Consider the following 14,978-nt stretch of genomic DNA (forward strand, 5'->3'; position numbering starts at 1 on the left):
ATAAAGTATTGATACTTAGTTGAATGCAATAATGATTTAGCAAGTGTACTATTGAACTAGTAAGAATTGGGGATACATATGGATAATAGAAATGCTACTAGCAGTTGGAGTGGATACGTATATCAGGGGAGAGTTGGACTATTAGTTGCTTTGAGAAAATTAAGTTTTCTAATTGCAGAGAAGTCTTGTGATGAAATTAAGGAATATTCTCTTATTTTTGAAAATGCGGAGGATTTTGATATACAGAGATCAAATAAAGTAGTATCGCGACATCAGGTTAAATGTTATAAAAATGCTACTACAATGACGCATTATAAAAAAGTATTGAATGTTCAGAAACGCACTTTTTTGAATGGACATTGGACACTAGATGAAGAAGGATTTCAAATAAATGAATTTAAAAGTAACGGAGAATGTATTAAAAATGTTGTCGATGAGGATAATCGCTTTTTACATGTAATAAATGATGTACCTGGATTTGGTTTGTCAGAAGACGAATTTTCTCAATGGAAGAATCAAGAAGCTGGGAGGGGAAACGTAAAATATGTAAGTAACCCAAATGAAATTCGACTTTATGAGTATGAACCAAATAAGAGATACTGTCAGCTGCAGGCAGATAATGAAGATAATGATTTAAAGACCTACTGTGAGTTAGAGATAGCTAAAATTATTAAGTTAAAAAATCCAGAGTTATTAAGTGAACCAGATATTATAGATGTTCGATATAACCAGCTATTGGATATTCTTGATCAAAAAATTTATAGATGCCATATAAATAAAAATGGCACGGTTTACCCGATATTTACATTTCAAGAAATAGTAAATGCTATTTTAAATGATCATTCGATTGAAATAGGAGTTTTAGGTATATTTCGAAAATTAATTTCTAAATATTGGGATGATTATCGAGCAGAATGTTTTAGTGGATTGCGTGATATCTCTAATCAAATTGATGAGTCAGATTTTGAACGAGTGGAAGAGATTTTAAAAGAGATTGTTAGCTTTGATGAAGAAGAACTGAAACAGTTTATTTATCAGATTCAAACGACGAAAAAAAGTTTAGATGTGGTGCTAACCTCGGCTGATCTTAACTCCCTTTGTACAGAATCACAAATGCAACAGATTTTCTTTCAATTGTTGTTGGAAGTAAGAAAAAGCGACTTTTCACTTCAAAATACAACGTATAATAAAGATGGCGGATACGCCGTATCTATAATAAATAAGGATGCAACAGAGATTAAAGTAACAGTCAAAAATATTATTGAAAATAGAGTATTATTACAAAATATATACGAAAAAGACTATCTAATAAATAAATCTATTAATGATATATTAGTATTAGATTATTTTAGAAATGATAACGTAAAAAAGGCCACTAAGAATTGGGGCGAAAATGTTGATATAGTTCAAAAAATGGATATTAGGGGAGCTAACTTGCAGTTTATTTCTGTAGAAGATGCGATAAAGAAATTGAACGGAGAAAATAATGATTAACTACGTTAAAAAAAATTTAGGCTATTTGAAATATCATAAAAATGAATATGATTTTTATTCTAAAGAAAATGATGATTATTTTAAAATCGACGAATACACAGAGGAGGAATTATTAAATTATTTTCAGACTGAAGTAACAAAAAGGAGTGTAGAAAATTATAAAAGAATGATAGAGGTTAAGGATTCAGCAAAAATAAATTCAATACAAATTATTCTTGTTAAAGTGGATGATTTTGAATTATTTTTTAATAGTAATAAAAATCAGATCATGAAAATTGAAGAGGATCCTTATTATTTTAGAAAATACGTACTGGTGTACACGCAAACATCCTTAGATCAAATTCGTGAATATACGTTATCGGAATTGAAACAATTTGTATTGGAAAATGATAATTATGAGAAGTTTGAACAGGATATTTTCAAAATGCCTGAGTACTTTCTAGCTATGGAGTGCTACATTAAGTTCCCTTTTTTTAATTTACCAGTTCGTGAGGAGAAATATCTTAGCCTAGAAAGCTTAATTATTAGAGAAGTTAATGAAAAAAAACAAAATTTAGTAGCAGAACGTGTTAACAAAATTTTTGAATTTATTGATGATGTTCATAATAGTGAAGACGAAATAGAAAGTCTGGTAGATTCTGAGACAGAATCAAAAATCATCAATTTATTAAAGGAGATTTACTAACCTTATGACCAAAGTTAAACGGATTTATTTACAAAATTTTAAAGGGGTCAAAGGGATAAGAATAATTGATTTAGATTCAGACTCTTCTCTTTTAGTGGGGCCTAATGGGTTTGGGAAGACGACCATTTTTGATGCCATGGAATTGTGTATTACAAATAGTATTTACCGTACTACGGTAACAAAAGTAACAAAAGATTACAAAGATTATTCGAAACCTTTCTTTCAAAATGAGAAGGATAAAGATGTTTGCATCAAAGTTTGGCTTGAAGATGATGGGGGGCATGATTTAATTATTGTAAGGTATTACGATCACAGTAATGATCTAAATTATTCTGGAAGAAAAAATAAGCCGAGCGATTTTGATAAACTTTTCAGATTATATACGCAAGATCCTGATTATTTTGATCAATCAGTCAATCAAAATAATATGCGTACTCTAAACGAAGATCAAATCAGTAGCTATCTAGAATTGGATAAGGATGATTATGATATTTCAAACATCTATAGATTATTCGTCTACTTACAACAAGAAGAAACAACATTTTTTTTGAAACAAGGGGAGAAGGATAGAAAGACTTCGTTAGGATTTTTAGTTGAGAGCTCAAATCAAGAAGACAAGGTAAGCAAATATACAACTCAGATAACTGAGTTCAATAAAGCGTTAACAAAGTTGAGGGATAAGAAAAATAGTTTATTACATATGGACTATTCTCACAATACTCAGTATGAACAAGTATTTCAGTGGAAAGAGGATGAAATACTGGATGTAGTAGATCCTTTTCAACGAATAAGTACTAAGCCAGTGGCTCAGATTAATAAAGAAATAATGGAGATGTTATTGAGCATTAAAGAATTTATTTTGAGTTTTTCTCCAAAGGAATATCAAAAGAAAATAAAAGATGATTACTTTATGCGTCAAGTACAATCCAATGATTTTTATAAAGCAATGGTCTTAGAGGCCTTCCTTTACGATTCCCAATATTTGGACCTCCAATATAAAAAATCAGTCTCGCTGAATAATATCGATTATCCAGCGAGATTATTGCTTAATAATGCAGAGGTGAAGGGTGATCAACTTGCGGAAGACGCAGATAAATATGAGTTTCTACAAGAGAAAATTGAGAATAATAAATTATTATTTAAACTTGAAATAACAACTTTAGAAAAATATCTAAAAATGACGGGTTTTAATGAAGATAAGATTGTACAGTTCAGAGTATTAATGCAAATAAAATATAAGTATGAGAATAGATTGAATGATTTAAACAAGAAAATTGCTGATATGGAAAGTACTCGTAGGGATTTGCGTGAGAAACATCAAAATGAGTTTGGTATATTAGATAATCATACTTGTCCATACTGTGGTAGTAATTGGGAGTTAAAGGAGAAACTAGAAGCAGCATATGATGAACTAACAACTCGATTAACAACGGAGAACCGCCAAATTCACGAATTAATCAAAACGACAAGTGAAAAGATTGTGGAAGACTACTTTAATCCGGCAAGTGAGAGGGCAAAGAACATATGTCAAAATATAGTACCTGTGCCAAGGAATCTAATTAGCTATATTCAAGAAAATCAACGGAAAGATCTAAATGTTACTTACTTAAATTATTTTCAGAATGAACTGGATGGAAATATTTTACCGCAATCAAATAAACGTTATGAAAGGCTTGAAGATTTAGAAACTGATGGTAAAAATCTGTTGAGATATCTCCAAGATAAGTTGTTAGATTCAAAAGAAATCATAGATACTTTAAGATCATTGGAAACAAAAAACTTTGAAAAACAAAAGCAATTTCTAAAGAGTGTATTCCCTGAAGAGAATTTTGAAAAATATAAGTTACCAAGAGATATTAAGTTATCATCTCAACTGATTGATGATAGGGTCGAAACGTTAAGGGTGTACTTGCAATCGTTAAGAAAAAAATTCGAATATAGTGTAGAGCAGGCAACAGATAAGAATAATCTTTATGAAAATATATTTAATGAGTCAGAACAAAATTTTTATTCGGTTACAGTAGAAAAACTAAAACTTAAAAATCAGTATATTCAAGAAAAATTTGCTGAAACAAATAATCAGAAACTTCAGATAATTAATGAACGAATTAGGTTATTAGAAAGTGCAACAGATGATCTAAAGCAACTGAAGAAAATATATACTGAGCAAATTACTAGTTATAAAGCTAATATGATTCAGATTTTACAAGTTCCGTTCTTTATTTTGACAGGAAAGATTTTGCAAAATTATCAACAAGGAATGGGCGTATTTATAACTTCTAGTGATAATGGCGGAATTCGTTTCATAACGGATCAATCATCAGACCACGATGCTATGCACCACTTAAGTACAGGACAAATATCAGTAATTTCACTTGCTTTTACGTTGGCATGTAAAAAATGTTATGATGTTGCAAACCAGATGAACTTTTTAGTAATTGATGATCCAATACAAGATATGGATTCGTTGAACATTCAAGCATTTGTTGATGTGTTAAGGCGTAATTATTTGGAAGATAATCAAATTATTGTTGCTACACATAGCGATAATAGTGCAGCATTGATTAAATATAAAATGGAACGGTTTGATTCTAAAAAAGAAGTGAAGTTTATCGATGTTCAGGAAAAATTCTACAGTTCAAAAATAAATGATAAGTTGCTATGAGCTAATTCATTGTTTTTTCATGGTATAGTGTCAAAAGCGTAAATAATGGGGGAAGTAATTGTGAAGCGTAAAGTATGGATAATTATCATTATAGTGTTATTAGTAATTATTGGTTGTACTTGGGGTTATACCAGTTTTCAAAAACAGCACAAAGAAGCACAAATCACTAAGCAATTGAATACTATTCAGACAGAAGTAAAGGCTTTTAATCGGGTTAAGAGTGATTCGCAAAAATTAACAACTTTGAAAAGGATGCTGACATCAGCGGATCATTATCATCAAAAAGCTAATCAGAGTACTAAAGTTAATCAAACCTATCAATTAGCCATCTCAAAGGCGCAACTTTATTTTAAAGATCAAAATAAAGAAGTTTTAAAAGCGAATACAATTCAGGATAAATCAGTGAGTGATGCAACGATTCAAACTAAGAATCGTCGATTGAATGGCTTATTAACGACTGTTAAGGACCAAGGAACAACCGTTTATACCAAACCGGCGTTGAAAACAATTACCAATCAGGTGAAAGAGACGATTAAGGCCAATCAACAACAAGCGACCAATACGGCAACTTCATCATCAGTTGAGACGGAACAGGTAACGACTCAACCGGAGAAGAAATCTATAGCGATGGCTTTAGATGAAATTAAAACCGGTAATTATCAAAGTTTGCTAGGTGACTGGCAAGAAGTGGCAGTTTCGTTTAATCGTCATGATGGAAAAGGAAATATCTGGGAGTCGGGAAGTCGTGGGGATGGACTGACCATTACTGCTAATCAAATTAAGAATGGACCAATGACGATTATTGGAAATACGTTAAATGACGGGACTGATTCTCATAAGCTTACATTTGGTGATAAAGCGGGCTATTTAACCGCTGACACCAATGATGCAGCAGTTATTTGGAACGTATCGTTTTATCCGAAGGGCGTCGCGCTTACAAACTGGGGTGCTGATGTACCAACAACGGTTGATGAAAATAAAGATCGTCTCATTATCCGTACTAGCAATAATAACTATATCGAGGTCTTCCAAAGAGATGGTGGCAGCACAACACAGACAACGGTTGATGATGAAAAATCTGAAATTAAGCAATCAATGGCTTTAGATGAGGTTAAAGTTGGTAATTACAAGAGCCTAAACGGCACTTGGCAAAACGGCATGGGAAATCAAATCACAGTCAAAAATGAGACTATGCAATTTACAGATATTACGAGCAACAAGGAACCGGGGACAATCACTGGTCAACAATTAGATATTCCGGGTTCAGATGGACCAGATGGGACACCTAAAGAAGTATCATATATCGGTGATTCAACAATGAAGGCCTATAAACAAACACTTATAACTGAAGAGTATAACGGTGTATTTTCTTTAAAAAGTACGTTACCGGGTGCAATGTTATGTGTCTCATTTTTACCAAAAGGAATGATGGGCGATTTATCTGGCGGTGATGTGAATAAGGACAAAATTATTGCTGTTGGGACTCAAAATAGTCCAACAGCTGTCGAGGCTGACCAGGTCTATTACAAGATAAGTTAATTAGCACCATAAAAAGACCGTTCAAGTTTTTAAACTTGAACGGTCTTTTTTGATGACCATCGCTTAACTTTGCACATAGACGTCAGTCAATGACATGTTGCTGGTCCAGATGACAATCACGTTTTTTGAATTGGTGGTATTGCCGGCTTCGAGGCCGTATTCGGTGCTGGTACCAATTGGATAGAAGGTGACAGACCAATTAGTGGCAACTGAATCCGCTAATAGGACTGCTAGGCTACCATTAACGGTTTTAAAATTGACTGGATGCAAACCGATATTGTCTTTTAAGCCAGCTTTGCTGAGCGTCATACTGTCTGATGTGAGTTGAGCGTTGGTAATCGCTAAAGGTTTGGCATTATCGATTGTCATCTCGCGACCTTTAGCTTGGCGACGACTTAACTGCCATTGACCGGCGATATTACTGTAATCGCCCGCTTGGATCTGAGTGAAATTCATGCCAGTTTGCTTTGCCGGTGTTTGTGATGTTGCTGAGCTGCTTTTAGCCGTGGTGCTTTGGCTAGTCGTTTCTTTCTTGGCAACGCGCGACGTTGTGCTTTGTGACGTCGATTTTGGCTGATGAGTTGAAGCAACTTTGGCAGACTTACGGTGACTAATTTGTGGGGTCTTTGTTGGTGCTTGCCCACAGGCGGCTAACGTTAATATGGCTATGACACTCAAAATGACGGTTAAATGCTTCTGCATATTTCTAATACTCCCCCGAGTTAGATAATGATGTTGTGATTATTTTTACCGCATATTTTCTGACAACGGCAATATGTTTGACAGTATCGTGTCGAATTGTGTTCAATTAAGAGATAGACCCTGTGGTCGCACATCCTTTGTCAGCTATTTCACGGTAACATGCTGGTGAGTCATTCAAGCTGTTTATTTTTGTAATCATACATTCCCCCCCAAGAATTTTACGATATTTTAAAGTCTGTTAAGCTAGTTGACGATAAGCTAGCTATATTACTAGCATAACAGTCACTTTATGCTGTTAATAGTATCAATTAACCTCGAAAGTGTCAATGTAGCATGTACTTTATACATATAATACCCATACGTCGGTTTGCTACGCTAAACGGAGGTTTAATTTTATGACAATTAATTTTTTTGGTGAGCGGTTGAAAGCGGTCCGTAAAGCAAAGCGGCTAACCCAGTTAGAACTTTCACAACGATTAGGGGTTAGTAAAGGCACTGTTTCTGCTTATGAGCAGGGGCTGTCGTACCCATCCCTAGAAACGCTGGTCAGTATTTGCAGTATTCTTGATACGTCGGCGGATTATTTATTAAATATTTCCGATGACTTGCCCTTTAAAATGGGCGGCTTAACGGACGAGCAAACTGAAAGTATTTTGAGAGTTGTCTCGTTGATTGAAAAGGCCAATGAAACCTTGAATGATTTAAATAGGAAGTAAGCCGCTATTATTTAAGCAAACACCTCACGATTATAAGTTGTGGGGTGTTTTTCTATGGCTAAAAAAGTCAGCCTTCCGCTCGATAGACGAAGTCCGGTTCAATATTATATAATCAGCTTAAAGTAGCAGTATTAGTTAATCAGATAAGGAGCGTGGCGTGATGAAAAAGTTATTTGATAAGCGGCAAGTGAATAAGGATAATAATCCAGAGTTCGATTCATTTTTTGCGGAAGTGTTGCAAAAGTTACCACGACAATCAGCGGCGATTATTGCCAAGTCCTTCAACCAGTCTAAAGCGTTGGCAGAAAAGACGATGGCCAAGAGTCGGACGCAGTTTGATAGCGTCTTTGCCGATTTTTTGGTGGGGGTCGACGATCAAAAACGGCAACAAGCCCATAATATTATTCATGCAGCCTCGTTAACGGCGGCGATTATCGGCTGTTCACCAATCCCATTTTCAGATGCTTTCCTATTAGTCCCTGTTCAGTTGACAATGATGGCCCGTTTGCACAAATTGTTCGGCCAATCTTGGTCGGCGAGTCTCGGTAAAAGTTTGTCGAAGGAATTAGTCTTAGTTGGGTTAGGTCGCAGTGCTGTCGGAAATATCTTGAAGCTTGTGCCAGTTGTCGGGACAGTCACTGGGGCAGCGGTTAACGCAACGGTTGCGATATCGATCACCGAAGCGCTGGGCTGGTTGACGGTTAAAATGCTTAATGATGGCGAGGACATTTTTAATGATATGCTGTCCTTTAAAAATCAGTTCAAAACGTTGTTTGGGTTGCTACAAAGAAAGTAACGTCTTTCAATTGACAGTCATTCCCATTAATGATTTAATAAACCCACATCACTAGTTTCGGGAGGCTTTTTAAAATGGTAAAAGTATTAATCGTGCATACCAACGTCACGCGGTATCAAGGCACAACTGATCCCACGGGTTTATGGTTAGGTGAATCGGCAGAATTTGTCGCGGAGATGCAAAAGGTGGGTATCGACTATGACTTTGTCAGTCCTCAAGGTGGCTTTGTGCCGCTTGATCCACGGGGGATGAAATATACGGATGAAGCCATTTTGGAAATATATGAACAAGCAGATTACGTTCAACGCGGCTTAGTTGCCACATTGAAGCCTAGCGACGTTAACCCGGCGGATTATGCAGCGATTTACTACACAGGGGGCCACGGCGTGATGTGGGACTTTCCGGATAATGCCGAAATCCAAGCGATTGCGCGGGCAATTTACCAACAAGGTGGCTACCTGTCTTCAGTCTGTCACGGTATTGCAGGACTCTTGCAATTAAAAGATACAAAAGGTCAGTTTGTGATTGCCGGTAAAAAAGTGACGGGCTTCACGACAGCCGAAGAAGTGTTGGCAGGTAAGAAGAACGTCGTGCCGTTTTTAAATGAAGAAGTGGCCGCTCAAAATGGCGCCGAATTCACTAAAAAGCGGGCGTATAAGTCATTCGCTGTCCAAGATGGCCAATTAGTAACGGGCCAAAATCCGTTCTCAGTCCGAGCAGTCACTGACTTATTAATTCCCGCAATTCAAAAATAATGGGTGCCGTAGTGGTGCAAATTATGTTAAGCTGATAGGAACAGAATAGTTGGGAGTATGAAAATGGATCAAAAGCAAAAAGAAAAAATGCAAGCCTTAATCGATCAAAAAAAGGGTGGCGGTAAGTCAAAACAAACTGACGTCGCTAAGAATGATCGGACAAAAATGCGTAAAGGCCCAAAGATTTTTACAGAAATTCACTGGTAATCGACTTGTCGATTACTATTTTTTTGCCCTAATTTAAAATTAATCTGCAAGACGACAGTATATGTCGCCAGCCTTTTTTATAATAAAACCACATTAGTTTAAATCAATATTGGGGGTTATTAAATTGGAAATAGGTGCATGGGCAGATTGGGTAAATGTAGTCGCAACAGCGATATTAGCGTTAATCGCAGGGGTTTGGAGTTTTTGGTCATATCGCAAGCAACGTGATCCAGAGTTGAACTTTATTTTGACCAACGTGTCTGTTGATGAGCGTGAAGATTCTAAAGGTGATCCGAAAGGTTATCAAATTCTAGTGCTCAATAATAGTACGAGTAATTACGTCGTTTTAAAAAACGAAGTGCCACGAGCGACTGGTTTGTATAAGTCTAAATATGTGGAACAACCTTTTTATGCGGACGTGATTGTTAAGCCGCAAGAGAATACACCGTTGTGTCAGTTTAAAGGTAATTTACGCTATGGATTAAAACTCAATGATGATCGCGAAGTGACGCCAGCGCTAGATTACGTCAGCTGGTATGTGACAGACGTGATTAATCATAAGTACTATAAATTAACGTTATTAGCGCCTAAAAAAGAAGATGCTAATCATTTATTGCGATTAAAAGTAACGAAACGCAAAGCACCTTTAAGCAATGAACGGATTAAGGCAATTAAGCGTGATTGTCCCAATCTCGATGCTAAGAAGGGCTCACAGGTCGTATTGTAGAAGGGTTATCGATTGACAGTGGTTGGGATTAGCTTAAAATAAGCATATTATAGTTTATTCTAAGGTGATAGGAGTTTACCAATGTCTGATTTAATCGCACAAATGCAACACCATGTTTCTGTTCGGAATTTTGAAGCGACACCCTTGAGCGCTGAGGTAAAACAGCAATTAATTGCGGCCGCCCAGAGTGGTTCGTCATCTAACTTCGTCCAAGCTTTTTCAATCATTGAAGTGACGGACTTAGCGTTGCGCGCCGAGATTGCGACGATTTCTAATAGTGCTAGCTACGTCAATCAGACCGGCACGTTTTACGTTTTCGTTGCGGATTTGTATCGTCAAGCTAGCATGTTGAAAGCCCAGGGTCAATCTTTGGCCGGCATCCAAAATATGGAGGCCTTGCTAGTCGCGAGCGTTGATACAACGATTGCTGCTGAAGATATGGCGGTCGCTGCGGAATCATTAGGGCTCGGGATTTGTTATATCGGCGGGATTCGCAATGATATCGCGCGGGTGGCTGAGTTACTTGGTTTGCCAGAATATACAGTGCCCCTCTTTGGGTTAACCGTCGGCATTCCAAAGACGAAAAATCAGGTTAAACCAAGATTGCCACAAATCAATCAAGTGGCCCAGAATCAATATCCGCGGGCGCAATTTGCGGATTTAAAACAATACGATCAACAAATCGCAGATTATTACGCCAATCGGGGGTCAAATCAACAACAGGCTGACTGGACAAGTAAGAATTTAGACTTTTTCAGTGCACCACGCCGTCCAGAAGTCGGGGCCTTTTTGAAGAAACAGGGGTTTACGTTAGCATAGAAAGAGAATCACTAGTGATAGTGGTTTTTTTTAGTTGGAATTGTCACATATAATTGACAATTTCGGCAAAAATTGTAAACTATAGTTAGTCATTTATATATGACAGTTGCGAGAGGATAGACATGAATAATATTAGACAATATCGGCAGTCAATCGGGATATCACAAACTGAATTGGCTAGACGTGTCCAGGTGGCACGCCAGACGATTAACTTAATTGAGAATAATAAATATAATCCATCATTGGATTTATGTATTAGATTAGCGCAAGTGTTAGAAACGGATCTCAATACGTTATTTTGGAAGGTGGGGGAGCGTAATGCTTAACCGTTTTGAAGAGTGGTTATTAAAACAACAAATTGGTTATTTGGGGGCACGCGATGAACAACAAAGCGCGACGATTAATCATATTTTGGTAAAGGCCAACTTATTAACTTATTGTGTGCTGACAATTTTGATGTTCGTCAGTTTAATTTGGGACTTATCTCACGGTGCAATGTTGACGTTGGGGACTTTCTTTTTGATTCTAACGCAACTGATTAACGGCGTTTATACGGCGCGTTTGGTCCGCAAAGCCGCGGTTGATCAGACTGAATTTTATGATATGCCGACTTACCAAGCGGCACTTAAGCAATTGAAGGTCCGTTCGGTCTGGCGGGGCATCAATTGGGCAGTCGGGATGTTCATTTGGCTGACAATTGTGATTCCATTCATCCAACAACGCCCGACAGATGCCAGCTGGACGGTAGCCATTATTTGGGGTGTATCAGGGATCATCGTCGGCGTGGGCAGTTACTTTAGAAAGAAAAAGGATTTACATCTGATACGAGAATAAAATCTAAAAAGAACCCTGACACTAATTGTGTAGGGTTCTTTTTGACATCCTAGTAACAAACTTCTATACTCGAAAATGAAACCGTTTTAATTTAGACTTGGAGGTTAAGCTTATGCAACCTAATATTCAATGGTTAGATACACCGGCCGTATTCAGAGTGGGACAATTGCCTGCCCACAGTGATCACCGTTACTATGCGACACTGGCCGAAATGGCCCAACAACAGAGTTCGTTTGAACAATCTTTGAATGGCACGTGGCAATTTCACTATAGTGTTAATGCGGCGAGTCGTCCTAAATCTTTTTATGAATTAGCATTTGATGCGCAAGATTTTGAACCAATCACAGTACCCCAACATATCGAATTGGCGGGTTATGAGCAATTGCACTACATCAACACAATGTATCCGTGGGAAGGGCATTATTATCGGCGTCCCGCTTTTTCAACGTCCGATGATAAGCAACATCTTGGCATGTTTAGCGAAGCCGATTATAATCCCGTCGGTTCATACCTGCACCATTTCGATTTAACCCCGGCCTTAAGAAATCAACGGGTCATCATTCGCTTTGAAGGGGTCGAACAAGCGATGTATGTTTGGCTAAACGGTCAATTTATCGGCTATGCTGAAGATAGTTTTACACCGTCCGAATTTGACTTAACCCCGTATCTTAAAGAAACTGATAATTGCTTGGCGGTTGAAGTGCATAAGCGCAGTAGTGCGGCTTTCATCGAAGATCAAGATTTCTTCCGCTTCTTCGGGATTTTCCGGGATGTTAAGTTATTGGCTAAACCTCGCACGCATTTGGAAGATTTATGGGTGATTCCCGAATATGATGTGGCACAACAAACGGGACAGGTGAAACTTCACCTCCAATTTTCCGGGGATGAAAACCGAGTTCATCTACGCATTAGGGACCAACATCAAATCATCTTAACGGCTGATTTAACAAGTGGCGCTCAGGTGAACGACCTTTATAAGATGCCCGAATTGGTTCAAGCGTGGTCCAACCAAACCCCTAACTTATACACATTAGAGCTAGAAGTTGTGGATCAAGCTGGGGAGACGATTGAAATTAGTCAGCAACCATTTGGCTTCCGTAAAATTGAGATTAAAGATAAAGTGATGTTGCTCAACGGAAAACGGTTAGTCATTAATGGCGTCAATCGGCATGAATGGCATCCTGAAACTGGTCGGACAATTACGGCCGAAGATGAAGCGTGGGATATCGCCTGTATGCAGCGTAATCACATCAATGCCGTCCGAACATCGCATTATCCAGATCGGTTATCCTTTTATAATGGTTGCGATCAAGCTGGCATCTATATGATGGCTGAAACCAATTTGGAATCGCATGGTTCTTGGCAAAAAATGGGGGCGGTCGAACCTTCTTGGAACGTCCCAGGTTCATATGATGAATGGGAAGCGGCGACGCTCGATCGCGCGCGGACTAATTTTGAAACGTTTAAAAACCACGTCTCAATTCTCTTTTGGTCATTAGGCAATGAATCTTACGCTGGTAGTGTTCTTGAGAAGATGAACGCCTATTACAAGCAACAAGATCCAACGCGCTTAGTGCATTATGAAGGGGTCTTCCGGGCGCCCGAGTATAAGGCGACGATTTCGGATGTTGAAAGTCGGATGTATGCGACACCGGCTGAGATTAAGGCTTATTTAGATAACGACCCACAAAAACCATTTATTCTCTGCGAATATATGCATGATATGGGGAATTCGCTGGGTGGTATGCAATCGTATATCGACTTATTGTCACAATATGACATGTACCAAGGCGGCTTTATCTGGGATTTCATTGATCAAGCACTCTTGGTGACAGATCCGGTGACTGGCCAACGTGAATTACGCTACGGTGGCGATTTTGATGACCGCCCATCAGACTATGAATTTTCGGGGGATGGGTTAGTCTTTGCTACCCGCGATGAAAAACCAGCAATGCAGGAGGTTAGATACTATTATGGCGAACACAAATAAACGCTTAGCAGTGATCTTCGGAGACGTGACTTTAGGGCTTAAAGGCCCAGACTTTCACTACCTCTTTTCGTATCAAACGGGTGGCCCAGAATCATTGCGGATTCAAGGCAAAGAATGGTTATACCGCTCACCAAAACCGACTTTTTGGCGGGCAACTACCGATAATGATCGTGGCAATCAATTCCCATTGAAATCGGGAATGTGGCTCGCGGCTGATCAGTTTATTGCTTGTCAGTCGATTGCAGTGGCGATTGATGGTCAAACGATTCCGTTACCAATTGCACCTGAGAATAATCGCTATAATGGTCAAGAAACAGCCCAAGAAGTAACAATTACGTATACCTATCAAACAATTACGACGCCGCAGACGCCGGTAGAAGTCAGTTATACGATTCAGGCCAGTGGTAAAATTCGTGTGGCGGTGACTTATCATGGCCAAGCTGGGTTACCATCATTACCAGTCTTTGGTTTACGCTTTGTCATGCCAACCCCAGCGACGCGCTTTATTTATCAAGGGTTGTCAGGGGAGACTTATCCAGATCGAATGGCTGGTGGGATTGCTGGCGAATACGAAGTCACCGGGCTACCTGTGACGCCTTATCTAGTGCCACAAGATTGTGGTGTGCATATGGCAACCGATTGGGTGACGATTTATCGGCAAGCGGTGCTGGATAATCGTTTGCACGAACCAGTCGAAACCGGCTTGAAGTTTAAGATGGTCGATCAACCATTTGCCTTTTCATGCTTGCCATATACCGCTGAAGAATTGGAAAATGCGACCCATCATTCAGAACTACCCGCACCACACCGAACAGTCCTAAGTGTCTTAGGGGCCGTTCGTGGCGTGGGCGGTATCGATAGTTGGGGCAGCGACGTAGAATCGGCCTATCAAATCGATGCGACGCAGGATCATCATTTTGAATTTGAAATTTCATTTTAAAAAGTAAAAAGAGTTGCGGCAAAAATCATTTTTGCCGCAACTTTTTTAATGGAAAGGGCTGTGGCGGGCGTCCTGTTTTCAAATCAGCTATAATAGTAAGTAACAAGTT

The 14,978-nt window shown here is 38.4% G+C and carries 15 protein-coding genes; 14 read left to right on the forward strand and 1 reads right to left on the reverse strand.

Annotated features, from left to right (window positions below):
- Positions 1-78 precede the first annotated feature (78 nt).
- From ACPBEH_RS08700 to ACPBEH_RS08715, 4 genes are read left to right on the forward strand one after another with little or no spacing between them, the layout of a single operon-like run.
- Positions 79-1,494: an ABC-three component system protein gene (locus tag ACPBEH_RS08700; RefSeq protein WP_424348910.1), complete on the forward strand. Its 1,416-nt coding sequence runs from the start codon at positions 79-81 to the stop codon at positions 1,492-1,494.
- Positions 1,487-2,179, forward strand: coding sequence for an ABC-three component system middle component 1 (locus ACPBEH_RS08705; protein ID WP_424348911.1), 693 nt, complete (start codon positions 1,487-1,489; stop codon positions 2,177-2,179). The genes ACPBEH_RS08700 and ACPBEH_RS08705 overlap by 8 nt, the downstream gene beginning before the upstream one ends.
- Before the next feature lie 4 nt (positions 2,180-2,183).
- Complete coding sequence (locus ACPBEH_RS08710) at positions 2,184-4,844, forward strand: AAA family ATPase (RefSeq protein WP_424348912.1); 2,661 nt, start codon at positions 2,184-2,186, stop codon at positions 4,842-4,844.
- Between the two features lie 60 nt (positions 4,845-4,904).
- The gene (locus ACPBEH_RS08715; RefSeq protein ID WP_424348913.1) at positions 4,905-6,383 is read left to right on the forward strand and encodes a hypothetical protein; all 1,479 of its coding nucleotides are present in this window, start codon (positions 4,905-4,907) and stop codon (positions 6,381-6,383) included.
- 63 nt (positions 6,384-6,446) lie between these two features.
- On the opposite strand, the gene ACPBEH_RS08720 is transcribed toward ACPBEH_RS08715, so the two are convergent.
- Positions 6,447-7,085, reverse strand: coding sequence for a DUF6287 domain-containing protein (locus ACPBEH_RS08720; protein ID WP_424348914.1), 639 nt, complete (start codon positions 7,083-7,085; stop codon positions 6,447-6,449).
- A gap of 395 nt (positions 7,086-7,480) precedes the next feature.
- Here ACPBEH_RS08720 and ACPBEH_RS08725 point away from each other — a divergent pair, with 395 nt between their 5' ends.
- The 10 genes from ACPBEH_RS08725 (at position 7,481) to ACPBEH_RS08770 (ending at position 14,869) form a co-directional block, all read left to right on the forward strand.
- Positions 7,481-7,801 carry a helix-turn-helix domain-containing protein gene (locus ACPBEH_RS08725; protein WP_251933912.1) on the forward strand — a complete coding sequence of 107 codons (321 nt, stop codon included), beginning with the start codon at positions 7,481-7,483 and terminating at the stop codon, positions 7,799-7,801.
- A 160-nt stretch (positions 7,802-7,961) separates the two neighbouring features.
- A complete protein-coding gene (locus ACPBEH_RS08730; protein WP_424348915.1) occupies positions 7,962-8,597 on the forward strand; it encodes a YcjF family protein in 636 nt (211 codons plus the stop codon).
- A gap of 74 nt (positions 8,598-8,671) precedes the next feature.
- Positions 8,672-9,352 (forward strand): type 1 glutamine amidotransferase domain-containing protein, encoded by a 681-nt coding sequence (locus tag ACPBEH_RS08735; protein WP_424348916.1) that lies wholly within the window; start codon positions 8,672-8,674, stop codon positions 9,350-9,352.
- Between the two features lie 63 nt (positions 9,353-9,415).
- On the forward strand, positions 9,416-9,559 hold the full coding sequence (locus tag ACPBEH_RS08740; protein ID WP_011375404.1) for a hypothetical protein: 144 nt from the start codon (positions 9,416-9,418) through the stop codon (positions 9,557-9,559).
- Positions 9,560-9,683: 124 nt separating this feature from the next.
- Positions 9,684-10,286: a hypothetical protein gene (locus ACPBEH_RS08745; protein ID WP_424348917.1), complete on the forward strand. Its 603-nt coding sequence runs from the start codon at positions 9,684-9,686 to the stop codon at positions 10,284-10,286.
- 81 nt (positions 10,287-10,367) lie between these two features.
- Positions 10,368-11,105, forward strand: coding sequence for an oxygen-insensitive NADPH nitroreductase (nfsA, locus tag ACPBEH_RS08750; protein WP_096584132.1), 738 nt, complete (start codon positions 10,368-10,370; stop codon positions 11,103-11,105).
- Positions 11,106-11,227: 122 nt separating this feature from the next.
- Complete coding sequence (locus tag ACPBEH_RS08755) at positions 11,228-11,431, forward strand: helix-turn-helix transcriptional regulator (protein WP_096584135.1); 204 nt, start codon at positions 11,228-11,230, stop codon at positions 11,429-11,431.
- On the forward strand, positions 11,424-11,939 hold the full coding sequence (locus ACPBEH_RS08760) for a DUF3278 domain-containing protein (RefSeq protein WP_096584138.1): 516 nt from the start codon (positions 11,424-11,426) through the stop codon (positions 11,937-11,939). The genes ACPBEH_RS08755 and ACPBEH_RS08760 overlap by 8 nt, the downstream gene beginning before the upstream one ends.
- Before the next feature lie 112 nt (positions 11,940-12,051).
- A complete protein-coding gene (locus ACPBEH_RS08765) occupies positions 12,052-13,929 on the forward strand; it encodes a glycoside hydrolase family 2 TIM barrel-domain containing protein (RefSeq protein ID WP_096584141.1) in 1,878 nt (625 codons plus the stop codon).
- Positions 13,913-14,869 carry a beta-galactosidase small subunit gene (locus ACPBEH_RS08770; protein WP_424348918.1) on the forward strand — a complete coding sequence of 319 codons (957 nt, stop codon included), beginning with the start codon at positions 13,913-13,915 and terminating at the stop codon, positions 14,867-14,869. Before ACPBEH_RS08765 ends, ACPBEH_RS08770 begins: the two co-directional genes overlap by 17 nt.
- The last annotated feature ends 109 nt before the right edge of the window (positions 14,870-14,978 follow it).

Source organism: Latilactobacillus parasakei, assembly GCF_049674265.1.
Classification (GTDB): Bacteria; Bacillota; Bacilli; order Lactobacillales; family Lactobacillaceae; genus Latilactobacillus; species Latilactobacillus sakei.

Bases quoted from the DNA above. Each gene is read 5' to 3' on its own strand.
- ACPBEH_RS08760 (WP_096584138.1), top strand. From the start codon at position 11,424: ATGCTTAACCGTTTTGAAGAGTGGTTATTAAAACAACAAATTGGTTAT.
- ACPBEH_RS08725 (WP_251933912.1), top strand. From the start codon at position 7,481: ATGACAATTAATTTTTTTGGTGAGCGGTTGAAAGCGGTCCGTAAAGCA.
- ACPBEH_RS08705 (WP_424348911.1), top strand. From the start codon at position 1,487: ATGATTAACTACGTTAAAAAAAATTTAGGCTATTTGAAATATCATAAA.
- nfsA (WP_096584132.1), top strand. From the start codon at position 10,368: ATGTCTGATTTAATCGCACAAATGCAACACCATGTTTCTGTTCGGAAT.
- ACPBEH_RS08700 (WP_424348910.1), top strand. From the start codon at position 79: ATGGATAATAGAAATGCTACTAGCAGTTGGAGTGGATACGTATATCAG.
- ACPBEH_RS08770 (WP_424348918.1), top strand. From the start codon at position 13,913: ATGGCGAACACAAATAAACGCTTAGCAGTGATCTTCGGAGACGTGACT.
- ACPBEH_RS08740 (WP_011375404.1), top strand. From the start codon at position 9,416: ATGGATCAAAAGCAAAAAGAAAAAATGCAAGCCTTAATCGATCAAAAA.
- ACPBEH_RS08730 (WP_424348915.1), top strand. From the start codon at position 7,962: ATGAAAAAGTTATTTGATAAGCGGCAAGTGAATAAGGATAATAATCCA.
- ACPBEH_RS08735 (WP_424348916.1), top strand. From the start codon at position 8,672: ATGGTAAAAGTATTAATCGTGCATACCAACGTCACGCGGTATCAAGGC.
- ACPBEH_RS08720 (WP_424348914.1), bottom strand. From the start codon at position 7,085: ATGCAGAAGCATTTAACCGTCATTTTGAGTGTCATAGCCATATTAACG.
- ACPBEH_RS08710 (WP_424348912.1), top strand. From the start codon at position 2,184: ATGACCAAAGTTAAACGGATTTATTTACAAAATTTTAAAGGGGTCAAA.
- ACPBEH_RS08755 (WP_096584135.1), top strand. From the start codon at position 11,228: ATGAATAATATTAGACAATATCGGCAGTCAATCGGGATATCACAAACT.
- ACPBEH_RS08765 (WP_096584141.1), top strand. From the start codon at position 12,052: ATGCAACCTAATATTCAATGGTTAGATACACCGGCCGTATTCAGAGTG.